The following is a 22058-nucleotide window of genomic DNA, read 5'->3' on the forward strand; positions in this document are numbered from 1 at the left end:
TCCCATACGCAACACGTGTCCTTGACACACTGCGTTCATGAGATCGCGCACGACTGACAGGCCGCTCACAATAAAGATCCTTCAAGAATGGGATCGAAAAGAGACGCTGGAAAACCGGAGCGGAGTCCTAGCCGATAACTACCCGCCAGCCTTGTGCACCCAGCGCCTCCTGAAGCCCCTGGGCCGCTGCGGGAAGTACGGAGAGCATGGCGAGTCCTGCACGCTGACCGGGGGAATGCTCCAAGGAGAAGTCCTCGATATTCACGCCGGCGGCGCCCACGTCGGAGAAGAGCCTTCCGAGCTCGCCGGCGGAGTCCGGCACGAGGACCTGGACCTCGGCGTAGCGGCGCGGCGCGCCACCGTGCTTGCCGGGAATGCGGGCCCGCCCGGTATTACCGCGACTCATGACGTCGGTGATGGCGCCCACCGCTCCCGGAATGATGGCATCTGCGCCCTCGGGGAACGAGCGCTCAGAAGGGGTACTCGGGAGCAATGCGGGAGCGATACCCTCGATGAGGAGGTCGAGATCGGTGCGTACAGCCCGCAGCAGCTCTGCCACCGGCTCGGCATTGCCGACGATGATCGCCGACCACAAACGCGGGTCGGAGGCGGCGATACGGGTGGTGTCGCGCAGTCCTTGACCGGCGAGAGCCAGGGCGGACTCGGGCAGCTCCTCTAAACGAGCAGCCAGCAGGGAGCTGAGGAGCTGGGGAACATGCGAAACGGCCGCTACTGCGGCATCGTGCTCGGCGGCGGTCATGAGCACCGGAGTGGCACCCACGTCAACGGCGAGATTTCGGATCCGAAGCACCGAGTCCGGGTCTGCCCACTCCCCCACGATCACCCAGGGGCGGCCCACGAACAGGTCGGAGTCTGCAGCGACCGCCCCGGAGCGTTCGCGCCCGGCCATGGGGTGGGAGCCGACATAACGACGGGCGCTGTCGCCCCCATGAGCCCGCACCTCCGCGGCGACGCTGTCCTTGACGGATGCGACATCGGTGACGACAGCGCCGGGATGAGCATCCAGTTCGCGTAGAACAACGCCGGCGGTGACATCGGGGGGTGTCGCCACCACCACGATGCGCGGTTCGGCGTCGCCACTGGTGCGCACTCGCCCGGCTCCCATATCGCGGGCCAGGGCCAGCGACGTGGGCGAGGTGTCCGCCAGTTGCACCTCGATGCGGGCGGCGCTCAGAGCCAGGGCGAGCGAGGTACCCAGTAGACCGGTGCCCACGATGAGCACCGGCCCTCGAGTCGAAAGGGCGGGTGCGACCGGCATGTTCACCGGCATATTCATAGGCCGACCTCGTTCTGCAGAGCCGCGACCTCGTCACCGGTGAGCCGCCGCATCTGGCCGGGGCGCAGGGAGCCGAGTGTCAATGGCCCGAGCCTGGTGCGGGCCAACCTCGACACCGGGTGCCCGACTGCCGCCAGCATGCGGCGCACAATGCGATTCCTACCGGAGTGCAGCGTGATCTCAACGATTGATCCCGCTGGTCCGGAGTCCTTGATGATGACCCGATCTGCTCGGGCATTCCCATCATCCAGCTCGATACCGCGCTTGAGCTTGCGCGGGACCCAGTGCTCCGCCTGTCCTTCGACGATGGCGACGTAGGTCTTGGCGATCTCGTAGCGAGGGTGAATGAGGCGATGCGCGAGCTCGCCGTCATTGGACAGCAGCAGCAGTCCCTCAGTCTGGGTGTCCAGGCGCCCCACGTGCACGAGCCTGACGGATTCGGGATGCTCGAGCTCGTCGGCGTGCTCGGCCACCCACCGGGCTCCCAGTTCGGCAACAGTGGGACGGCTCTCTGGATCCTCCATGGTGGTCACCACACCGGCCGGTTTGTGCAACATGACAGTGACGACATCGGGATCAGTCAACACGCGGGCATTGTCGACCCGGATCTCCTGCGTCGCAGGATCGACCCGTACTCCGGCCTCGGTGACGATCACGCCGTCCACACTGACCCGTCCCGAGGAGATGAGCACTTCGCATGCGCGCCGGGAGGCGACTCCGGCATGGGCCAGGACCTTCTGGAGGCGCTCACCGCCGACCACGTGCGGATCATCGCTTCCGCCGCGAGCGGCGCGGCGCCGAGCGGCGAGACGTTCAGCCTCCTCTTGCTCGCTCAGGGCCTCAGCGTCGAAAGCGGTCAACTCGGCGGGGGCGGCGGCATCCTCGTCCAGCTCTTCGAGGTCATCCTCGTCGTAGAACTCCTGGCCGGTCAGGTCGACTACGTCGCCGCTCATTGATGGTTCCTCTCGCTCATCTCGTTCTCAATGTCGTCCAGGACCGCGGTGTCGGGCAGGTACGGGGCCAGAGGCGGCAGGTCCTCCAAAGAGTTCAGACCCAGGTACTCCAGGAACTCCGCGGTCGTGCGATACAGGATCGCGCCATTGGGCTCGGTGCCGGTCTCCTCGATGAGCCCGCGTGCGTGCAGGGTGCGCACGACGCCGTCTACGTTGACGCCCCGGATCGCTGCGACGCGCCCACGAGTCACGGGCTGGCGATAAGCGATGACGGCAAGGGTTTCCAGAGCCGCCTGTGATAAACGGGCCGTGGCGCCGCCAATGACGAAGCGCTCGACGATGTCTGAGAATTCCGGTGCTGAGGCGAGTCGCCATCCTCCGGCGACACGGCGCAGTATGAAGCCGCGAGGACGACCCTGTCCCTCATGCCCGGCGTACTCCGCGGCCAAGGATTCCAGGAGCTTTTCAGTGGCATTCTCATCCAGCCCGAGTGATTCCGACAGGGACGCCGCAGTAATGGGTTCGTCGGCGACGACGAGAACCGCCTCGGCGGCGGACCGCAGTCGGTCGCTGGGCACCGCATTCAGCTCTCCCTGCCGGGCGGCCGGGATCTGGCTCATCCGAACTCCTCCTCGATATCCGGGCTCATGATGCCCGCCAGGTCGTCGTAACCGCTGCACCACGCCACCGTGATCTCCCCCATCGGCTCGTTCTGATCGAGGTTCACACTGCCCTGACGGTGCAGGATGAGCAGGGCCAGGAAGCGGGCGACGACGACGGCCGCACGCTCAGCATCGGCGATGAGGCGACTGAAGGTCGCTGTGCCGTGTCTCCGCAAGCGCAATGCGATCAGATTCAGCTGCTCGCCCACAGGCACCCGCTCATGAAGGTGAACAGTTTGGACACCGGGATCTGCCGGTCGGGTGAACGCCCGTACTGCCAACTGAGCGAGATCGGTGGCGTCGATGGTCGCCACGAGCTGGGGCAGCAGCGAGCTGAACTCAGCGGGCAGACCAACAACACGGGGGTGGCTGCGCGAGGCCGTGGAGGCCATATCGGATAGCCATTGCGCAGCCTGCTTGTAAGCCCGGTACTGCAGGAGCCTGGCGAACAGGAGATCTCGGGCCTCAAGGAGCTCAAGATCCTCGTCCTCGTCATCCGGATCGTGCGGCAGAAGCCGTTGGGCCTTGAGCGCCAGGAGAGTAGAGGCCACGACGAGGAATTCGCTGGCTCGGCCCAGATCCCAGTCGGCGCGCATATGAGCGATGAACTCGTCTGTGACCTCGGCCAAGGCCAACTCGGTCACATCCAGCCGTCTGCGCGCGATGAGCGCGAGAAGCAGGTCGAAGGGACCCTCGAACTGGGGCAGACTCACGGAGAATCCGGGAACCCGAGCTGTTGCGCCCGCCTCCGTGCCAGCAGCTCCGCTGCTGGTCATTCCGAGAGGAGTCGTGGTCTCGGCGGAATCCGCCTCAGGCGACATTGCCGCGGGCGATGACCTCCCGGGCGAGCCGGCGATAGGCCTCGGCACCGGGATGGGACGGGGCATAGCTCGTGATCGGCTCACTGGCCACAGTGGCGTCGGGGAACTTGATGGTCCGCCGAATCTGCGTGTCGTAGAGCTGATCCCCGAAGGCATCCTCAAGGCGATCGAGGACCTCTCGGGCGTGCAGAGTCCGGTGATCGACCATGGTGGCCAGGATTCCATCGATCTGCAGCCGGGGATTGAGACGATCACGGACCCGGTCCACGGTCTCCACCAGGAGAGCAACGCCGCGCAAGGCGAAGAACTCGGTCTCCAGCGGGATGATGACGCCGTGGGAGGCGGTCAGAGCGTTGATGGTCAGCAAGCCCAAGGAGGGCTGGCAATCAACCAGGATGGCGTCGTAGTCGTCCAGGACCGGGCGGATCACCCGAGTCAGGGCCTGCTCGCGAGCGACCTCGTTGACGAGCTGAACCTCGGCGGCGGACAGGTCGATGTTGGCCGGGACGATATCGAGCCCCTCGGCAGTGGTCGGGTAGATGACGGACCGCACGTCAGGACTGGCGGAGACCAGCAAGTTGTAGATGGTCGAATCCAGCTCATGGGCGTTGACGCCCAAGCCCGCGCTGGCAGCGCCCTGCGGATCGAAGTCGACGATGAGGACCCGGCGCCCGCACTCGGCCAGAGCCGCCCCGAGATTGATGGTGGTGGTCGTCTTGCCGACCCCGCCCTTCTGATTGCACATGGAGATGACGCGTGCGGGGCCATGTGACTCCAGTGGCGCGGGTACAGGGAAGACCTTCTCCTCGGGCTCATCCGTGGAGGAGTGCTGGTCGATCATGCCGGACTGGTTGGACTCACTCACATTGGCAGCCTAGCCGATAACCGCTCGTAGTCCGCGGCGGGCGTGTCTATAGCCAGGCCGTGTCTGCATTTCGGGACTCCGGAGAACTGTCTGCTCATCAACCTCAGCCATGGGCGCGCGGATGGCTGGTGGCGTAGACCTCCCGGAGGTGGTCGACGGTGACCTTCGTGTAGATCTGAGTGGTTGTCACCGAGGCGTGGCCGAGCATCTCCTGGACCACGCGGACATCGGCGCCTCCAGCGAGCAGATGAGTGGCGAAGGAGTGACGCAGAGTGTGGGGCGAGATGTGCCGCCCTTCCATCTTTCCTGTCTCTTCAGCTCCTCCACCGGTCAGACCGGCGCGCTCGGCGGCATGCTGAAGAACGCCCCAGGCGGATTGACGAGACAGCGGACGCCCCAGAGTGTTGAGAAAAACCTGCGGCACTCCCCTGCCTCGAGCGGCCAGCTCAGGTCTGCTCCGAACCAGATACGCCTCCAGGGCGTCCCAGGCGTACTGGCCCATGGGAACGACTCGCTCCTTGCGCCCTTTGCCGAGCAGGCGCAGACACCCCGTGCTCGAGTCGAGATCATCCACCACCAGGCCGACAGCTTCCGAGATCCGCGCACCCGTGGCGTACAGGACCTCCAGGAGCGCTCGATCCCGCATGCTGACCGGATCGTCCCCGGCCGAGGCGGCTTCGAGCAGACGGCTGACCTCGTCGATGCTCAGAGCCTTGGGCAATCGCCGCCCCACTTGCGGAGGGCGCACCTGTGTCGCCGGGTCGGTTTCGGTCACGCCCTCATCCAGAAGGAAGCGGTGCAGACCGCGTACGGCAGTGACGGTGCGTGCCGCGGAGGAAGCGGCCAGGGGCCGTCCGCCATCTGATCCGGTCCGCAGCGCCTCGAGAAAAGCCATGACGTCCGCCTCTTGCACATCGGCGAGTACGGTGGCGCTGCGCCCGCGCAGGAAGTCGGCATAGCGACTCAGATCCCGCTCATAGGCGGCCAGGGTATTCGGGCTCAGACCGCGCTCGATGCGCAGGTGCGCCAGATACCCGCGCAGGGAACGCTGGAGGGCGTCCTCACGCGGGCCTGCTTCAGTTCCGGTGCTCGCAGCGGAGGTCGTGGTCGTGTTCCGAAGGCGGTTATGCGAACCGTGTGACGAGCCCAAGGCCCACGATCGTGACAGTCCACAGCAGAGCGACGCCGACCGTGATGCGGTTGAGGTTGCGCTCGGCAACGCCAGAGGAGCCGGCGGACGAGGAGATCCCTCCGCCGAACATGTCGGATAAACCGCCTCCCTTGCCCTTGTGCAGCAGGATCGACATGATCAGGAAGAAGCTCGATAGTACGAGGAGTACCTGGAGAACTATTCTCAGCACAGTCACGCTGTGGTTTTCCCTTCGTTATCGCGCCTCCGTGAGCCGGCGGGCGCTCTTGCGGGGCAGTGTCTGTCGTGTCTGCCCGATCCGTGCCGGACTCTACCCGATCCATACCGGATCCATAATGTCGGGCTCGTCCGCCTCGAGTTGCGAGGCGGACGAGCCCGGGCAGCCGCCCATTGGCCTGTTCTATCGGACGACCTTCAGCGTCGTGGGCTTCTCAGGCGTAGAAGTTCGACATGGCGGCGAAGGAGTCCGCCTTGAGCGAAGCGCCTCCCACGAGAGCGCCGTCAACATCCGGCTGAGCCATGAGCTCCTTGATGTTGCCGGGCTTGGCGCTTCCGCCGTAAAGGATGCGCGTGGCGTCGGCGGTCGCATCGCCGTAGTCGGTGCGCAGGGCCTCGCGAATGGCGTTGCAGACCTCCTGCGCGTCATCTGCGGTGGCGGTCTCGCCGGTGCCGATGGCCCAGATCGGCTCGTAGGCGATGACGATCTGGGCGACGTCTTCAGGGCTCCAGCCCTTCAGAGCGGCGCGGATCTGGTCGAGAACGAACGTCACGTGGGTGCCGGCCTTGCGGATCTCCAGGGCCTCCCCGCAGCACAGGATCGGAGTCATGCCTGCGTCCAGTACCTTGCGCGCCTTGGCGCCCACGAGCTCATCCGACTCGCCGTGGTACTCACGGCGCTCGGAGTGACCCATCACCGCGTATGTACAGCCGAGCTTGGTGAGCATCGCCGTGGAGACCTCACCGGTGTAGGCGCCATTGTCGTGCACCGAGACGTCCTGGGCGCCGTACTTGATCTCGAGCCCATCGGCATCGACGATCGTCTGAACCGTGCGGAGATCGGTGAAGGGCGGGATGACCAGAACCTCGCACTTGTTGTAGTCGTGGTCGTCGTCCTTCAGAGCCATGGACAGGCCCTGGATCAGGTGGTTGGCCTCGAGGTGGTCGAGGTTCATCTTCCAGTTGCCCGCCATCAGCGGGATGCGATTCGTCATAATGATCAGCCTTCCAGAACAGCGATGCCGGGCAGGGTCTTGCCCTCGAGGAGCTCGAGGGAGGCGCCGCCACCGGTGGAGATGTGGGAGAAGGTCGCCTCGTCGAAGCCGAGCGTGCGCACGGCCGCGGCGGAGTCGCCGCCGCCGATCACGGAGAAGGCGTCGGACTCGGAGATCGCCTTGGCCACGGCCTTGGTGCCCTCGGCGAATGCCGGGAACTCGAAGACGCCCATGGGGCCGTTCCAGACCACCGTCTTGGAGGTGGTGATGGCGTCGGCGAAGAGCTTGCGAGTCTCGGGGCCGATGTCCAGGCCCATCTGGTCCGCGGGCAGCGAGTCGGAGGGGAAGACGGTGGCCGGGGCGTCGGCGGCGAAGGTCGGGGCCACGACGGTGTCCACGGGCAGCAGGAGCTCGACGCCGTTGGCCTTGGCGGTCTCCAGGTAGCCCTTGACGGTCTCGATCTGGTCCTTCTCCAGCAGAGAGGTGCCCACCTCGTAGCCCTGGGCGGCCAGGAAGGTGTAGGCCATGCCGCCGCCGATCAGCAGGCGGTCGGCCTTGCCCAGGAGGTTCGAGATGACGCCGAGCTTGTCGGAGACCTTGGAGCCGCCCAGCACCACGGTGTAGGGGCGCTCGGGGTTGTTGACGGCGCGGCCCAGGGACTCGATCTCCTTGAGCACCAGGAGGCCCGCCGCCGAGGGCAGGAGCTTGGCGACGTCGTAGACGGAGGCCTGCTTGCGGTGGACGACGCCGAATCCGTCGGAGACGAAGACGTCGGCCAGGGCGGCGAGCTGCGCGGCGAAGGCCTCGCGCTCGGCGTCGTCCTTGGAGGTCTCGGCGGCGTTGAAGCGCACGTTCTCCAGCAGGACGATCTCACCGTCGCCCACGGCGGCGACGGCCGCCTTGGCGGACTCGCCCACGGTGTCCTCGGCAAGAGTCACCTTGGCGCCAGTGACCTCGGCGAGGCGCTTGGCGACGGGCGCGAGGGAGTAGTCGGGGTTGACCTGGCCCTTGGGGCGGCCGAGGTGGGCGGTGATGATGACCTTGGCGCCGGCGTCAAGAAGGGTCTTGAGGGTCGGCAGAGCGGCCTGGATGCGGCCGTCGTCGGTGATGTTCTTGTCGGCGTCGAGTGGGACGTTGAAGTCGGAGCGGACCAGGACTTTCTTGCCCTTGAGGTCGCCCAGGGACTCGATGGTCTTCATGAAACCTCTCATCGGTGGTGGTGGGTGATGCAGTCGGTGGGGCCGGGCCCGCTATCGGGACCGGCTGACAGCGGCGTACCCGCTCGGGCGCGCCCGCTGACGGACGGCGCCCGCGCAACACTCTGGTATTGCGCGGGCGCCGACTCTTCTAGAGCGTCATGCTCTCAGTGGTGTCTCGTGGCTCAGGCGAGCTTGGAGCCGACCAGGGAGGTCAGGCGGACCAGGGCGTTGGAGTAGCCCCACTCGTTGTCGTACCAGGAGAGGACCTTGACGAGGTTGCCGATGACCTTGGTCTCGGTGGCGTCGAAGATCGAGGTGTGCGGGTTGCCCACGATGTCGGTCGAGACGATCGGGTCCTCGGTGTACTCGAGAACGCCCTTGAGCTCACCCTCGGCGGCGGCCTTGACGGCGGCCTTGACGGCGTCGACGGAGACCTCCTTCTCGGCCACGAAGGTGAGGTCGGTCAGCGAGCCGGTCGGGGTGGGCACGCGGACGGCCAGGCCGTCGAACTTGCCCTTGAGCTCGGGCAGGACGAGGGCCACGGCCTGGGCGGCACCGGTCTTGGTGGGGATCATGTTGAGCGCAGCGGCGCGGGCGCGGCGCAGGTCCTTGTGCGGGGCGTCGAGGACGCGCTGGTCACCCGTGTAGGAGTGGATGGTGGTCATGATGCCGCGCTCGATGCCGAAGTTCTCGTGGAGGACCTTGGCCAGGGGGGCGAGGCAGTTGGTGGTGCAGGAGGCGTTGGACACGATGTTCATCGCGGCGTTGTCGTAGTCGCCCTCGTTGACGCCCATGACGAAGGTGCCATCGACGTTCTTGGCGGGAGCGGAGATGACGACCTTCTTGGCGCCGCCGTCAAGGTGGGCCTTGGCCTTCTCGCCGTCGGTGAAGAAGCCGGTGGACTCCACGACGACCTCGACGCCCAGGTCGCCCCAGGGCAGGTCGGCGGGGTTGCGCTGGGCCAACACCTTGATGTGCTTGCCGTTGACGGTGATGCCATCGTCATCGTAGGAGACCTCACCACTGAAACGGCCGAGGATCGAGTCGTACTTGAGCAGGTGTGCAAGAGTCTTGTTGTCCGTCAGGTCGTTGACCGCTACGACCTCGAGGTCCGCCTTCTGCTCGAGGGCAGCGCGGAAGAAGTTGCGGCCGATACGACCGAAGCCGTTGATACCAACGCGGGTGGTCACTTTGGGTCCTCCTAGTACGCCGGTACGGCGCACGCTGTTCGTGTCTTCGCACACCGGAGTGTGCCCCGGACCGCGGCGGCTGAGCCTCTGCGCTCCGGCACTGTGGAGTGTAGCGGTCACGACTCACCTCATGTGAGCATCGGCCACGCCATGGGCGAACAGATAACCGGCGGGAATCACCACATATGTGAGATGACATACGTTTGACAGTCAGAAGCGGGACCGATGTCCCAGTGGGCCGGGAGATCTGAGGGCGGCGTCATTCGCCAATGCCGGTGTCGGCCGTTCCTGTCACGGACCGTCAACCGGATCTCCCAGTCCCGAGCCTCACATATCGAGCATGTCCTGGGTGAGCACGGATTCCGTGTCGGGCACGCCCAGCTCTCGAGCGCGCTTGTCCGCCATGGCGAGCAGACGTCGTATGCGGCCCGCGACGGCATCCTTGGTCAGCTGGGGATCGGAGAGCTGCCCCAGCTCCTCCAGGCTCGCCTGCTTGTGCTCCATCCGCAGTCGTCCGGCCTGAACCAGGTGCTCGGGAACCTCCTCGCCCAAAATCTCGAAGGCCCGCTCCACCCGGGCGCCTGAGGCGACGGCAGCGCGGGCGGAGCGCCGCAGGTTGGCATCGTCGAAGTTGGCCAGTCGATTGGCGGTCCCACGAGTCTCCCGGCGGGAGCGGCGCTCTCCCCAGGATGCGAAGGCCTCCACGGCTCCCATGCGCTGCAGCAGGACGCCGATGGCCTCGCCGTCGCGTACGACGACCCTGTCGGCTCCGCGCACCTCGCGGGCCTTGGCGGCGATGTCGAAGCGGCGGGCCGCACCGACCAGCGCCAGCGCGGCCTCGCTTCCGGGACAGGTGACCTCCAAGGACGAGGAGCGTCCGGGCTCCGTCAATGAGCCGCGGGCCAGGAAGGCCCCTCGCCAGGCTGCGGCCGAGGCGTTGCGTCCGCCTTGAACGACGGCGACCGGCATCCCGCGCACCGGCCGTCCTCGGCCATCGACGAGTCCGGTCAGACGAGCCAGGTCCTTGCCGCGATCGGTCACGCGCAGCACGTAGTGGTTGCCCCGGTGCAGCGAGCCGGATTGAACCACGATGACCTCCGGCTCCATGGAGAACAGGTCGCGCAACTCGCGGTGGAGCCGTCGCACCGCTCCCCCGTGATCGAGCTCGGCCTCGACAACGATCTTGCCCGAGACGATGTGCAGTCCGCCGGAGAAGCGGAGCATGGAGGCGACCTCCGCGCGCCGCTGGGCGGCGTTCTGAGCGTCGACGTGCGCGAGCTCATCCTTGACGGCCACTGTCAGTGACATGGCGGGAACCTCCTCAGTCAGTGAAGACGGACAGTCAGTCCGTCGTGGTCCAGGCAACGTCACCCATCACGCCGTCGAAAGCGTCGCGGAAGGCAGCGGCCAAGCGCAAAGGGTCATGGTTGCACAGGGTCTCACCCGTGCGCACCTGACGCAGGACGACAGTGGCGCCGAGTCGTGCTGCAACGGACTCCAAGTCATCGGTGTCCTCCACAACGCTTGGATCGGCGATGACGACGTTCAGTCGCAGGTCCGGCGCGTACTCATTCAGAACGCGCAGGTGGTCCGCGCACGTCATGCCGTCTGTCTCCCCGTGCTGCGCAGACAGATTGAGCACGACGGCCTTCAGGGCCGTCGTGCTCTCCAGTGCCCGCCGCATGGAGGGGAGAATCAGGTGGGGCAGGACCGAGGTGTACCAGGAGCCGGGCCCCAGGACCACCCAGTCGGCCTCGCCAATGGCTCGCAGCGCCTCAGGGTGGGCGTCCGCATCAGTGGGGACGATGCCCACATTCGTCATCTGACCGCGCTCAGTGGCTACTGCCACCTGACCGCGGACCCGCTTCCGATGGGCGCCATCGACGAGGTCCGCCTCGATCACCAGTGGTGAGGCGCTCATGGGAATCACGCGACCGTGTATGGCCAGGAGCCGCCCCACCCAGTCCAGGCCCTCGACCTCGTCTCCAAGCAGCTGCCATAGCGCGAGGATGAGCAGGTTGCCCAGAGCGTGATTGTCGAGTTCCCCCTCGCCCGCGAAGCGATGCTGGAGCACGTCGCGCCACGTCAGGCCCCACTCGGAGTCATCGGTCAGCGCGGCCAGGGCCATGCGCAGGTCCCCGGGCGGCAGGCAGTCGAACTCCCGCCGCAGGCGTCCGGAGGACCCGCCGTCGTCGGCCACGGTGACCACGGCAGTGAGCTGATGGGTGACATGGCGCAGCGCCCGCAGGGTGGCGGATAGGCCGTGCCCCCCACCGAGCGCCACAACCGCCGGTCCGTCCTCACCGCGACGAGGCCAACCGGTGGAGTCGAGCGTTGAGTGCGCATTCATGGATCCTCACTCCCTTCCCAGATCACGGTGCTGGGTGGAGACCTTGAAACCATTGGCGCGCAGGCGGGCCGAGATCCGTTCGGCCGAGGCCACCGAGCGGTGCTTGCCGCCGGTGCATCCCACCGCGATGGTCACGTTCGGCTTGAGCTCTTCGATGTAGGCGGGCAGGGCGGGGGCCAGCAGAGCGGCATAGCCGTCGACGAACTCGGCCGCGCCATCCTGGCGGAAAACATATTCAGCCACGGGCTCGTCGCGTCCGGTGAGGTGGCGAAGCTCTGTGACCCAGTAGGGGTTGGGTATGAAACGCACGTCCAAGACATGATCGGCGTCCAAGGGCAAGCCGTATTTGAAGCCGAAGGACATCACCGTCACCTGCAGAGCCAGCTCGGATTCGGTGGCGACCAGTTCGCGCACCCGCCGCGCCAGATCATGGACTGAGTAGTCGGTGGTGTCGATGACATTGTCGGCCTGGGCCTTCAAACCGGCCAGGAGGGTGCGCTCGTGCTCGATGCCGTCCAGGATCGAGCCCGTGCCCTGCAGCGGGTGCGGCCGCCGGGAGGACTCGAAGCGCCGTATGAGAGCCGAGTCGGAGGCGTCCAGGAAGATCAGGCGCAGCGTCACCCCGGACTCGCGCAACTCGCCGAGGTACTGCATGAATGAGGCGAAGAACTCGCGGCTGCGCACGTCGACCACTGCTGCGAGGCGGTGCACGCCCGCCCCGACCGTCGTCATCATTCCCGCCATGGCGGGCAGTAACTGGGGAGGAAGGTTATCAATGACGTACCAGTCCAGGTCTTCCAGCGCGTTAGCGGCACGGGAGCGTCCCGCCCCCGACAGGCCCGTCACAATGAGGACCTCGGGGCGCTGCGCCGGAGGGATCGGCGGAGCCGCGTCATCGATCGCGGGAATGAAGGGTGGGACGGTATCGCGCAGGGGGTCGCGGCCTTTCGCCGGGTCACGAGCTGACTTCGCGGCGGGTTTCGAGCGGCGGGTGTTCATGTGCCAAGCATGGCATGCCTCAGGGGGACGATCGCGGCGCCTCGTGGGTAGCGTTATCGATGACCTGTTGCCGCCGCCCGCCTCCGGAGGTGCTGATGACCACCGCTTATGACCCCGCCCCGCCTGTCATCGGGACGCCCTGGACCTCGAGCGCCACCAAGGTGGCACTGCTGGGGTCCGGGGAGATCGGCAAGGAGGTGGCGATCGCCCTGACCCGCCTGGGCGTGGAGGTCACGGCGATCGACCGCTATGAGGGCGCCCCGGCCCAGCAGGTGGCTCACAACGCCCTCACGGTCGACATGGGCGATCCGCAGGCGCTCACCGCGGCGATCATCTCCAGCGGGGCGGACATCGTGGTCCCCGAGATCGAGGCGCTGGCGACCGACGCCCTGGTTGCCCTCGAGGGGGAGGGCCGGGTCCGCGTGGTCCCCACCGCCAGGGCCGCCCAGCTCACGATGAACCGGGAGGGGATCAGGCGCCTGGCCGCCGAGGAGCTGGGGCTGGCCACCAGCCCCTACGCCTTCGCATCCAGCCTGGATGAGCTCACGCGGGCGGCGGGGGAAGTGGGCTTCCCCTGCGTGGTCAAACCGGTCATGTCCTCCTCCGGCCATGGCCAGTCCGTGGCGCGCGGCCCGCAGGACCTTGCCGAGGCCTGGCGCCATGCGGCCGACGACGGCCGGGTGGACCGCGGACGGGTCATCGTCGAGGGCTTCGTCGACTTCGACACGGAGATCACCCTGCTCACCGTGCGCTCGCAAGATCCGCGCGGCGGTGGGACGGTGACGAGTTTCTGCGAGCCGATCGGGCACAGGCAGGTGGACGGGGACTACGTTGAGTCCTGGCAGCCCCAGGCGCTGCCGCCCGCAGCGCTGGAGCGCGCACGCGAGGTGGCGCAGCGGGTCACGGCCGCCCTGGGCGGCTGGGGCCTGTTCGGGGTGGAGCTGTTCATCTGCGGCGAGGAGGTCCTCTTCTCCGAGGTCTCCCCCAGACCGCACGACACCGGCCTGGTGACGCTGGCCAGCCAGCGCCTGAGCGAGTTCGAGCTGCACGCCCGCGCCCTGCTGGGCCTGCCCGTGGACACCTCCCTGCGCTGCCCGGGGGCCTCGGCCACGATCAAGGCCGGCGCTGATTCCGCTCCCGGCCAAGGAGTGCGCTTCACCGGCGTGGAGGCCGCCCTCGCCATCGAGGGCGCCGACCTCCGGCTGTTCGGCAAGCCCGAGGCGCACCCGGGCCGCCGCCTGGGCGTGGCGGTGGCGGGCGCCGACGACGTCGAGAGCGCCCGCCGGCGCGCCCGGGCGGCCGCAGGAGCAGTGGCACCCTCCGCCTGAGGCACCTTGAGTTCAGCAACATCGCCCGCTGGACGCGGTCAGTCCCGGCGGTCGACCAAGCTGCGACCGTTGGAGGCGATGAGATCGCGGTACCAGCCGAAGGACTTCTTGCGGTAGCGCTCCAGGGTTCCTGCACCGTCGTCGTCCCGGTCGACGTAGATGAAGCCGTAGCGCTTGGACATCTGCGCCGTGGAAGCCGAGACCAGGTCGATGCAGCCCCAGGAGGTGTAGCCCAGCACCTGGACGCCGTCGGCGATGGCTTCGCGGACCTGGACCAGGTGGTCGTTCATGTAATCGATGCGGTAGTCGTCCTCGACCGTGGGGCCTTCGGTGCCCTGGACGAGGATGTCCTTCGCGCCCAGGCCGTTCTCCACGATGAACAGCGGCTTGTTCCAGCGGTCCCAGTAGTCGTTCAGAATCGTGCGCAGACCCAGCGGGTCGATCTGCCAGCCCCACTGGGATGCCTCGAGGGTCGGGTTCACCACCCCTCCCAGGATGTTGCCCCCGCCGGAGAGGGCCGATCGGGTGGCGGTCTCGCAGATGGACATGTAGTAGGAGAAGGAGACGAAATCGACCGTGTGCTGGCGCAGCAATCGGCGGTCCTCCTCGGTGATGTCCAGCTCGATGCCCTTGTCCCGGAGCATGCGCAACAGGTAGCCGGGATACTCCCCGCGCACGTGGATGTCGCCGAAGGCGTAGTTGGCGCGCTCGGCCTGCTTGGCGGCCCACACGTCGCGGGGGTCGGGGGTGAGCGGATAGGTGGGCATCGCCAGGATCATGCAGCCCACCCGGATATCCGGGTTGATCCCGTGGGCGATCCTGGTGGCGGCCGCGGAGGCCACGAGCTCGTGGTGGACGGCCTGGTAGAGGTCCTGCTCGCGCAGGTGTTCCTTGGGGGTTGCGATGCCCCCGGACATGAAGGGCTCGTGGAGCACGGAGTTGATCTCATTGAAGGTCAGCCAGTACCTCACCCGCTTGCCGTAGCGCTCCAGGAGAGTGCGGGCGTAGCGCTCGTAGAAGCCGATGAGGCGGCGGTCGGTCCAGCCGTTGTAATGCCGGGCCAGGTGCAGCGGGGTCTCGTAGTGGCTGATGGTGACCAGAGGCTCGATGCCGTGCTTGTCCAGTTCATCCAGGACCCGGTCGTAGAAGGCCAGGCCCTCCTGGTTCGGCTCGTTCTCATCGCCGAGTGGGAAGATCCGCGACCAGGCGATGGAGAACCGGAACACCTTGAAGCCCATCTCCGCGAAGAGTGCGATGTCCCGGGCATAGCGGTGGTAGAAGTCGATGCCCTCGAGCTTGAGGTTGTCCGGTGTGGGCGCCTGTGCGGGCGGTGCGGTGATGCCGCGGGGCATGACGTCCTGCACGCTCAGTCCCTTGCCGCCCACGTCGTAGGCGCCCTCCAGCTGGTTGGCCGCGGTGGCCCCTCCCCACAGGAAGCCGTCGGGGAAGCCCTGGGCGCCGTCCATGGCTGCCTGAATCCTGTTCGGACTTGTTCAGTCCTCGACCCCGACCATGACGGAGGAGGCCTTGACGATGGCCACCGCCTTGGTGCCCTCGACGAGGCCGAGTTCCTCAATGGCGGCGTTGGTGATGGAGGAGGTGATGACGACGCCGGGTGCGACCTCGATGGTCACGACGCCGTTGACGGCGCCCTTCTCCACGGAGAGCACGGTGCCGGCGAGCTGGTTGCGGGCAGAGATCTTCATGGGTGTGTCCTTTCGTCAAGGGGATCGGTGCCGAGCGGTCATGGCCGTGCGGTGGCGGGTTGGACCGCATCGCCACTACCGCTGTCCTCAGCGGGGCCGTTGGATGGGCTCGCCGAGTCGTTGAGATGAGCCAGGATCGTACCTGCCAGGGCTGGGCCGATACCCTTGACGCGGGTGATCTCGTCCACATCGGCACCGCGCAGGCGCTTGACGCTGCCGAACTCCTTGAGCAGCGCGGCCTGGCGCGCGGGCCCCAGCCCGGGAACGCCGTCGAGGATCGAGCGGGTCATGCCCGCCGAGCGCTTCTTCCGGTGGTGGGTGATGGCGAAGCGGTGGGACTCGTCGCGCAGGTGCTGGAGCAGGTAAAGAGCCGGCGAGGTGCGAGGCAGGATGATGGGGAACTCCTCGCCGGGCACCCACACCTCCTCCAGGCGCTTGGCCAACCCGATGATCGGAACCTCGATCCCGAGCTCGTCGAAGACCGCCTTGGCTGCGCCCACCTGCGGCAGACCGCCGTCGACGACGACGAGCCCGGGTGCGTAGGAGAAGCGGCGGGCCCGGCCGGTGCCCGGATCGATGGGGCCGGAGGCGATCGGGATCCCGTCATCGTCGATGGGCGTGCCGTCGATGGTCTCGGCGCCGTCGGAGACGCGGCCCGCCGCCGCCTCGCGCTCGGCGACGAGCCGCTTGAAGCGACGGGTGAGGACCTCGCGCATGGCGGCGGTGTCGTCGGTTGCGCCGTCCCCGCCCTCGCCCCGGATGGTGAAGCGGCGGTAGTCGGACTTGCGCGGCGCCCCGTCCTCGAAGACCACCATGGAGCCGACCTGATAGGTGCCCTGGGTGTGGGAGATGTCGTAGCACTCCACGCGCAGGGGCGCCTCGGGCAGGTCGAGGGCCTCTGCCAGCTCGTCCAGGGCGAGGGAGCGCTGGGTGAGGTCGCCTGCACGGCGGGTCTTGTGCAGGCGCAGGGCCTCCTCGGCGTTCTTGCGCACCGTCTCCATGAGGGCCGCCTTGTCGCCCCGGCGGGGCACGCGCAGGTCCACCCGGGCGCCGCGCAAACCGGTCAGCCAGGCCCGCACGGTGGCGGCGTTACTGGGCAGCTCGGGCACCAGGATCTCGCGGGGCACCGCGGTGGTGGCTGTGTGGGCGACGTCGTCGACGCTGGTGGCGGCCGATTCACCGGTCTTGGCGGCGGGCGCGCCCTGGGGCCCGCTGCGCGGCAGGGGGCTGGAGGGGGCGCGGGAGCCGATGCCGGCGGAGGTGGTGGTCCCCGAGCCCGTCGGCGCGGTTCCCTGGACGGCACCGTCGTCGGCGGGGTCCAGGAGGGAGGAGTAGACCTGCTCCAGGAGCCGCTCGATGAGCTCGGCGTCCCCGGCTCCGTCCGGCAGATCCACCACCCAGCCGCGCTGGCCCCGCACCCGGCCGCCACGCACGTGAAAGACCTGGACGGCAGCCTCCAGCTCATCGCGGATCAGGGCGAAGACGTCGGCGTCGGTGGCATCGGGCAGGACGACGGCGTTGCCCTCTATGACCTTGCGCAGTGCGGCGGCGTCGTCGCGCAGGCGGGCCGCCTTCTCGAAGTCCAGTGCTGCGGAGGCCGCCCTCATCTCAGTCTCGATCTGCCGCAGGTAGGGTCCGGTGCGCCCGGCCATGAAGGCGCAGAAGTCCTCGGCCAGGGCGCGGTGGTCCTCAGCGCTGATCCTGCCTACGCATGGGGCCGAGCACTTGTCGATGTAGCCCAGCAGGCAGGGGCGCCCCGCCGCCTGGGCGCGCCGGAGCACGCCTGCCGAGCAGGAGCGCATGGGGAAGACCCGCAGCAGCTGGTCGACGGTCTCGCGGATGGACCAGGCCTGGACGAAGGGGCCGAAGTAACGGGTCCCGGGTTTGCGCGCCCCGCGGACCACCTGTGCACGCGGGTAGGTCTCCCCCATGGTGACGGCCAAGTACGGGTAGGACTTGTCGTCCTTGTACATGACGTTGAAGCGGGGGTTGAACTCCTTGATCCAGGAGTACTCCAGAGCCAGGGATTCGACCTCGGTGGACACCACCGTCCATTCCACGGCGCAGGCGGTGGTGACCATTTTCTGGGTGCGAGGGTGGAGGGCGGACAGGTCTTGGAAGTAGTTCGACAGCCGCTGCCTGAGGTTCTTGGCCTTGCCGACGTAGATGACGCGGCCCTCGGCATCGAGAAACCGGTAGACGCCGGGCGAGGTGGGGATCTCTCCCGGCGCGGGGCGGTACGTCGTAGGGTCGGCCATGGCCGCAAGGGTAGACGCCTCAACAGGGAGGATCGTTCATGCCCGTCGCCAGCTGCGGCGGTTCGGTGCTGGTGGGCGATACTGGGATCGAACCAGTGACCTCTTCCGTGTCAGGGAAGCGCGCTCCCGCTGCGCCAATCGCCCGAGGTGGGTACCGGATTCGAACCGGTGTAAACGGCTTTGCAGGCCGGTGCCTAACCTCTCGGCCAACCCACCAGTGAGAGGCCGGGGGCTGGGAGGCTCCCTGCTCCTCGGAGCGGATGACGGGACTCGAACCCGCGACCCTCACCTTGGCAAGGTGATGCTCTACCAACTGAGCCACATCCGCACGCTCCACACGGCGTACTCGAACCGCTCGGCGCTGGAAAACCATAACACCCGGACAGCCGTCGATCGCAAATGACATTGCGGTGATCCACCTCACCGGGCCCTCATTTGCCCGGCGGCGGCGGTGATGGATAGCCTATCCCCCGCGCCGGGCGATTGGCTCAGGGGTTAGAGCGCCTCGTTCACACCGAGGAGGTCACTGGTTCGATTCCAGTATCGCCCACCATGATGCTCTGATATGAGCATGCGCCGTGAGCAGCGCGGGTGGTGTCGGGGTCGAGGCCGTGTCAGCCGGCGGGCGTCCACCAGGTAGCCCTTGAGGGGATGCGTGGCCACGCTCAGCCGCGAGTCAGCCGGTCCCGCTCGAACCTGGAGCAGGTCCGGCGGCATCGCTCCGGCGTAGTGAGCCTGACGCAGGCCGCGCCGTCGTCCCTCGCCCGGACGACCGGTTCCGATGCGGTCGATCCGGCGTGCCGAGAACAGGCGCTGCCGCCCGTCGTGGCCTGACGAGCGCCCAAGGGCGGGTCTGGAACCGCCGCGCCTTCAACCACCTGGGGCACCACTGCGGCCTCGCCACACGCAGCACCCTGCCCGCCTCCCGCTACCAGGCCACCGCGCATCGCGGGCAGCAGCCCCAGCCGCCGACCCGACCGACTTTCGCATCAGACCCCGACCTGTACGCACGACAGCGCCGTCCCGTCCATCGACGGCATGCAGGCTCTGCGTGGCGCTCCGGTCGCCGTACTATGAAGACTCCATCGTTGACAATTGAGCGGATCATGCTCTCGTCTCATGTCAACGAAAGCGAACAAAAAATGTCATCTCCGGTTGGTTGTCTCCGGCGTGAAGCCTCACTACGCTACAATCATGAGTAATACTCAGGAGCAGCCGTCCGCTCACGCCCTCCGGTTGAATAAGAATCTGATCTTTCTGCGAAGAAGCCGTGGCTTGTCCCTTGAAGCGGTGGCGGAAAGAATCGGCGTGTCTCGCCAGGCAGTTTCCCGATGGGAAGCCGGCAGCGCGACGCCAGATATTATCCATTGCGACGCGCTGGCGACACTCTACGATGTGACAATTGACAATCTCTTACATTTTGGCAGGGCTCAATCCGAAGTGCCCATACCGCCCGCGGGAAAGCACGCCCTCGGTGTAGTACGGCTCGATGACGGGGGTCGGGTGGAGATTCCACATCGAGCGAGAGAGATTCTTCAATGGACAAGCAGAACGGAGCTGGTCGTGCTTGTTGACGAGAATCCGCAGACAGCCGGTGTCGCACTGGCGCCGGCCGATCAGTTCTTCGCCGTAGCGCGAAGGCTGATGGATCAATTCTACCCGCAGGAAGGCGCAGACGCATGAAGCGGCCCCATGCAGTTGCACAGAAGGAGAGAAGAATCATGACCGCCCTAGGCCGAATCTGCATCAGCTTCATTGTCATTGCGGCGCTGGTCGGAATCTACGCCTATCGCAACATGAACTATGACAGACGGGCGCTGCAACAGATTCAGAAGGCGAGGGTCGCAGAGAAGCAGGCAGCGCTACCAGACGGTTCGGTACTTAATTTCGGCGAGGGGCCGGACGAGACGGAGAAGCCGCCGCTCTTATTGTTGCACGGCCAAAATGTGTCATGGGAGGACTACGCACCGGTTCTGCCGGCGCTGGTCAAGGAGTACCACGTGTACGCTGTTGATTGTTACGGGCACGGCGGCTCCAGTAAAAACCCAGACAAATACTCGGCGGAGGCTATCGGCACGGACCTCATCTGGTTCCTAAAAAATGTCATCGGTCAACCAGCGGTCGTGTCGGGGCACTCCTCAGGCGGATTACTCGCAGCATGGCTGGCGGCCAACGCGCCCGACCAGGTCCGCGGCGCGGTCATCGAAGACGCGCCCTTCTTCTCGACGGAACCCGGACGGGCCGAAAGCACCTTTGCCGGAAAAACATTCAAAATCGTTCACGATTTCCTGAACCAGACAGATGAGTCCAACTACACCGCATACAACCTGGAGCACAATTACATGCAGACGTTCTTCAACAAAGACGGCACCGACAACTGGGCCAAAATCGTGAAGAATCCTGCGCTTCACTACATGCAGAAGCATCCCGGAGAGCTCCCCCGCATCTGGTACTACCCCCAGTCGCTCGGAGTGAACAACATCTACGACTTGACCGCAAATATGCAAGACGGTACCGGCGACTACGATTTGAGGTTCGGCGAAACCTTCTACAATTATTCATGGTTCAAGAACTTCAACCAGTCCGAAACCCTGGCACGCGTCACAGTGCCAACCACAATTCTGCATGTAGCGGCCCCAAGAACTACCGCACCGAGCTACTACGACAGCAACGGGGTGCTACTGGCAGCAATGGACGAAGAAGACGCAGCCAAAGCCACGAGCCTCATCAGAGGCGCCGAGCTTGTTGACGGCTTCGAATCTCAGCACGACATTCATCAGGACCAGCCGGAGGCGTTCATAAAAGCTCTGATCGATTTTAAAGAGCGGGTCGGGTCGTAGCGTGTGCACGTGCAGCCGACGACGTCGACCCCGCCGCGGAGCCGATCATCACGATCAGCATCCCGCGTCCCGAGGCGATCCCACCCGCAGCACCGCGCCTCCTCGGCCGGGCGGGCGAGGAGGCGGCGTATCGACTGCGGGAGACGCGGCGAGTTCGGACGTTGGTGTAGAAGAGATCATAGGAGCGCTCGGCCTCGGTGCGATGGCCCCATGGGCCTGACCGACTCCGAGATCGCCGTCGTCGACGGCCGTGATGAGACCGGCCTCCGCGCGGGCTGCGCCCTCACCGGCCCGCACGGCGAGCCGCTCCATCCCGGTCGCAACGGCCTCGTCCGCGCCGCTGACGCCGCAACGCACGCCTTGTTGCCCGGTTGCCGAGCAGCTCGACTGAGGACGAGGTGCTCCGGGGCGCGGTAGAAGACGGCGGGGACTGGAACGTCGGGATTCCGGCCTCCACCTCGGCGCTCGTGCCGGGAAACCGAAGAGCCTGAGCAGGGTGGGAAGACAGCGGGCGCGTGCTAAACTGGACCAGTGAAGCACAATACAGTTTTTCGTATATTCTTCGGATTGTCAATCGTCGTCATCGGCGCTATCGTCCTGCTGCAAAATCTCAAGATTATCGACTTCCAGCACTGGTCAGAGCTGTGGGGCAGTCTGTGGGCGCTGTTGCTCGTCGTGGCGGGAGCGACGGTCATGGCCGGGCGGCAAAAGGTATGGGGCGCGCTGCTGATGGCGGCCGGTCTTGCGACAGCGCTATGGACATTTCACGTGGTCGATGTTGACCTGTGGGATGTCTTCTGGCCGATCCTGCTGGTCGTCGGCGGCATCCTGGTGCTGTTCCCGTCTCTCAAGAGGGGCCGGCCGAGGCGATCCGGCCCCGCCGAGCCGGTGACCACGGTGTTCAGCGGCCATGAGCAGAAGATCAGTGGCGATTACGAGGGCAGCTCCATCACAGCGGTCTTCGGCGGCGCTGAGCTCGATCTTCGTCAGGCTCAGATCAAGGACGGCGCGGTGATTGAAGTATTCGCCCTGTTCGGCGGCGTCAACATTATCGTGCCGAGCGATGTCGTGGTGGAGAACCAGATCACCAGCATCTTGGGCGGCGTCGACGACAAGACGAGCCCGGTGGCGGCCGAGAAGACACTGTATCTGCGCGGCCAGTGCATGCTCGGCGGCGTTGACGTGAAATAACCTCGGCGGTGATCGTCATCGGCCCGGCGAGCCGGAGG

General features: G+C 66.4%; 20 protein-coding genes and 4 tRNA genes. 5 read left to right on the top strand and 19 right to left on the bottom strand.

Annotated features, from left to right (window positions below; genetic code table 11):
- Nucleotides 1–127: 127 nt before the first annotated feature.
- The 13 genes from W5W_RS0109935 to rapZ form a co-directional block, all read right to left on the bottom strand.
- On the bottom strand, nt 128–1279 hold the full coding sequence (locus tag W5W_RS0109935) for a prephenate dehydrogenase (RefSeq protein WP_154650323.1): 1152 nt from the start codon (nt 1277–1279) through the stop codon (nt 128–130).
- A 14-nt stretch (nt 1280–1293) separates the two neighbouring features.
- On the bottom strand, nt 1294–2250 hold the full coding sequence (locus W5W_RS0109940; protein ID WP_008731304.1) for a pseudouridine synthase: 957 nt from the start codon (nt 2248–2250) through the stop codon (nt 1294–1296).
- Nucleotides 2247–2870 (bottom strand): SMC-Scp complex subunit ScpB, encoded by a 624-nt coding sequence (gene scpB, locus W5W_RS0109945; protein ID WP_008731300.1) that lies wholly within the window; start codon nt 2868–2870, stop codon nt 2247–2249. Before scpB ends, W5W_RS0109940 begins: the two co-directional genes overlap by 4 nt.
- Entirely contained in the window at nt 2867–3688 is an 822-nt protein-coding gene (locus W5W_RS0109950) for a segregation and condensation protein A (protein WP_193760085.1), read from the bottom strand. The genes scpB and W5W_RS0109950 overlap by 4 nt, the downstream gene beginning before the upstream one ends.
- Nucleotides 3689–3722: 34 nt before the next feature.
- Nucleotides 3723–4574 (bottom strand): ParA family protein, encoded by an 852-nt coding sequence (locus tag W5W_RS0109955; RefSeq protein ID WP_390882528.1) that lies wholly within the window; start codon nt 4572–4574, stop codon nt 3723–3725.
- A gap of 127 nt (nt 4575–4701) precedes the next feature.
- The gene (gene xerD, locus W5W_RS0109960; protein WP_008731309.1) at nt 4702–5748 is read right to left on the bottom strand and encodes a site-specific tyrosine recombinase XerD; all 1047 of its coding nucleotides are present in this window, start codon (nt 5746–5748) and stop codon (nt 4702–4704) included.
- Nucleotides 5723–5965, bottom strand: a complete 243-nt coding sequence (gene secG, locus W5W_RS0109965; protein ID WP_008731313.1) for a preprotein translocase subunit SecG — start codon at nt 5963–5965, stop codon at nt 5723–5725. Before secG ends, xerD begins: the two co-directional genes overlap by 26 nt.
- A gap of 214 nt (nt 5966–6179) precedes the next feature.
- A complete protein-coding gene (gene tpiA / locus W5W_RS0109970) occupies nt 6180–6959 on the bottom strand; it encodes a triose-phosphate isomerase (protein ID WP_008731679.1) in 780 nt (259 codons plus the stop codon).
- Between the two features lie 5 nt (nt 6960–6964).
- Complete coding sequence (locus tag W5W_RS0109975) at nt 6965–8158, bottom strand: phosphoglycerate kinase (RefSeq protein WP_017195294.1); 1194 nt, start codon at nt 8156–8158, stop codon at nt 6965–6967.
- 182 nt (nt 8159–8340) lie between these two features.
- A complete protein-coding gene (gene gap / locus W5W_RS0109980; RefSeq protein WP_008731688.1) occupies nt 8341–9348 on the bottom strand; it encodes a type I glyceraldehyde-3-phosphate dehydrogenase in 1008 nt (335 codons plus the stop codon).
- 327 nt (nt 9349–9675) lie between these two features.
- Nucleotides 9676–10656 carry a DNA-binding protein WhiA gene (gene whiA / locus W5W_RS0109985; protein WP_008731716.1) on the bottom strand — a complete coding sequence of 327 codons (981 nt, stop codon included), beginning with the start codon at nt 10654–10656 and terminating at the stop codon, nt 9676–9678.
- 34 nt (nt 10657–10690) lie between these two features.
- Nucleotides 10691–11698, bottom strand: a complete 1008-nt coding sequence (locus W5W_RS0109990) for a gluconeogenesis factor YvcK family protein (protein ID WP_017195295.1) — start codon at nt 11696–11698, stop codon at nt 10691–10693.
- A gap of 6 nt (nt 11699–11704) precedes the next feature.
- Nucleotides 11705–12697 (bottom strand): RNase adapter RapZ, encoded by a 993-nt coding sequence (gene rapZ, locus W5W_RS0109995; protein ID WP_017195296.1) that lies wholly within the window; start codon nt 12695–12697, stop codon nt 11705–11707.
- A gap of 95 nt (nt 12698–12792) precedes the next feature.
- On the opposite strand from rapZ, the gene purT reads away from it, so the two are divergent.
- Nucleotides 12793–14025 (top strand): formate-dependent phosphoribosylglycinamide formyltransferase, encoded by a 1233-nt coding sequence (purT, locus tag W5W_RS0110000; protein WP_017195297.1) that lies wholly within the window; start codon nt 12793–12795, stop codon nt 14023–14025.
- 38 nt (nt 14026–14063) lie between these two features.
- On the opposite strand, the gene W5W_RS0110005 is transcribed toward purT, so the two are convergent.
- From W5W_RS0110005 to W5W_RS0110030, 6 genes are all read right to left on the bottom strand, one after another.
- Entirely contained in the window at nt 14064–15491 is a 1428-nt protein-coding gene (locus W5W_RS0110005; protein WP_017195298.1) for a glycoside hydrolase family 1 protein, read from the bottom strand.
- A 27-nt stretch (nt 15492–15518) separates the two neighbouring features.
- A complete protein-coding gene (locus tag W5W_RS0110010; RefSeq protein ID WP_017195299.1) occupies nt 15519–15731 on the bottom strand; it encodes a TOBE domain-containing protein in 213 nt (70 codons plus the stop codon).
- A 38-nt stretch (nt 15732–15769) separates the two neighbouring features.
- Nucleotides 15770–17989, bottom strand: a complete 2220-nt coding sequence (uvrC, locus tag W5W_RS0110015; protein WP_017195300.1) for an excinuclease ABC subunit UvrC — start codon at nt 17987–17989, stop codon at nt 15770–15772.
- 69 nt (nt 17990–18058) lie between these two features.
- A tRNA-Val gene (locus W5W_RS0110020) sits at nt 18059–18133 on the bottom strand.
- A 1-nt stretch (nt 18134) separates the two neighbouring features.
- Nucleotides 18135–18205: transfer RNA gene (locus tag W5W_RS0110025), tRNA-Cys, on the bottom strand.
- 39 nt (nt 18206–18244) lie between these two features.
- Nucleotides 18245–18317, bottom strand: a tRNA-Gly gene (locus W5W_RS0110030).
- Nucleotides 18318–18466: 149 nt separating this feature from the next.
- On the opposite strand from W5W_RS0110030, the gene W5W_RS0110035 reads away from it, so the two are divergent.
- The 4 genes from W5W_RS0110035 (at nt 18467) to W5W_RS15275 (ending at nt 22020) form a co-directional block, all read left to right on the top strand.
- Nucleotides 18467–18542, top strand: a tRNA-Val gene (locus W5W_RS0110035).
- 641 nt (nt 18543–19183) lie between these two features.
- Nucleotides 19184–19672 (top strand): helix-turn-helix transcriptional regulator, encoded by a 489-nt coding sequence (locus W5W_RS15765; protein ID WP_029574244.1) that lies wholly within the window; start codon nt 19184–19186, stop codon nt 19670–19672.
- Between the two features lie 38 nt (nt 19673–19710).
- The gene (locus tag W5W_RS0110045) at nt 19711–20829 is read left to right on the top strand and encodes an alpha/beta fold hydrolase (protein ID WP_017195301.1); all 1119 of its coding nucleotides are present in this window, start codon (nt 19711–19713) and stop codon (nt 20827–20829) included.
- Between the two features lie 531 nt (nt 20830–21360).
- The gene (locus tag W5W_RS15275) at nt 21361–22020 is read left to right on the top strand and encodes a LiaF transmembrane domain-containing protein (RefSeq protein ID WP_154650324.1); all 660 of its coding nucleotides are present in this window, start codon (nt 21361–21363) and stop codon (nt 22018–22020) included.
- The last annotated feature ends 38 nt before the right edge of the window (nt 22021–22058 follow it).

Origin of the sequence: Actinomyces massiliensis 4401292 (genome assembly GCF_000269805.1) — a bacterium.
In the GTDB taxonomy this organism is placed as follows: Bacteria; Actinomycetota; Actinomycetes; order Actinomycetales; family Actinomycetaceae; genus Actinomyces; species Actinomyces massiliensis.

Coding starts and splice junctions, on each gene's coding strand:
- uvrC (WP_017195300.1), bottom strand. CDS start 17,989: ATGGCCGACCCTACGACGTACCGCCCCGCGCCGGGAGAGATCCCCACC.
- tpiA (WP_008731679.1), bottom strand. CDS start 6,959: ATGACGAATCGCATCCCGCTGATGGCGGGCAACTGGAAGATGAACCTC.
- whiA (WP_008731716.1), bottom strand. CDS start 10,656: ATGTCACTGACAGTGGCCGTCAAGGATGAGCTCGCGCACGTCGACGCT.
- W5W_RS0110045 (WP_017195301.1), top strand. CDS start 19,711: ATGACCGCCCTAGGCCGAATCTGCATCAGCTTCATTGTCATTGCGGCG.
- W5W_RS15765 (WP_029574244.1), top strand. CDS start 19,184: ATGAGTAATACTCAGGAGCAGCCGTCCGCTCACGCCCTCCGGTTGAAT.
- W5W_RS0109940 (WP_008731304.1), bottom strand. CDS start 2,250: ATGAGCGGCGACGTAGTCGACCTGACCGGCCAGGAGTTCTACGACGAG.
- W5W_RS0109950 (WP_193760085.1), bottom strand. CDS start 3,688: ATGACCAGCAGCGGAGCTGCTGGCACGGAGGCGGGCGCAACAGCTCGG.
- rapZ (WP_017195296.1), bottom strand. CDS start 12,697: ATGAACACCCGCCGCTCGAAACCCGCCGCGAAGTCAGCTCGTGACCCG.
- scpB (WP_008731300.1), bottom strand. CDS start 2,870: ATGAGCCAGATCCCGGCCGCCCGGCAGGGAGAGCTGAATGCGGTGCCC.
- W5W_RS0110005 (WP_017195298.1), bottom strand. CDS start 15,491: ATGGACGGCGCCCAGGGCTTCCCCGACGGCTTCCTGTGGGGAGGGGCC.
- purT (WP_017195297.1), top strand. CDS start 12,793: ATGACCACCGCTTATGACCCCGCCCCGCCTGTCATCGGGACGCCCTGG.
- W5W_RS0109975 (WP_017195294.1), bottom strand. CDS start 8,158: ATGAAGACCATCGAGTCCCTGGGCGACCTCAAGGGCAAGAAAGTCCTG.
- W5W_RS0110010 (WP_017195299.1), bottom strand. CDS start 15,731: ATGAAGATCTCTGCCCGCAACCAGCTCGCCGGCACCGTGCTCTCCGTG.
- W5W_RS0109935 (WP_154650323.1), bottom strand. CDS start 1,279: ATGCCGGTCGCACCCGCCCTTTCGACTCGAGGGCCGGTGCTCATCGTG.
- W5W_RS0109955 (WP_390882528.1), bottom strand. CDS start 4,574: ATGATCGACCAGCACTCCTCCACGGATGAGCCCGAGGAGAAGGTCTTC.
- W5W_RS0109990 (WP_017195295.1), bottom strand. CDS start 11,698: ATGAATGCGCACTCAACGCTCGACTCCACCGGTTGGCCTCGTCGCGGT.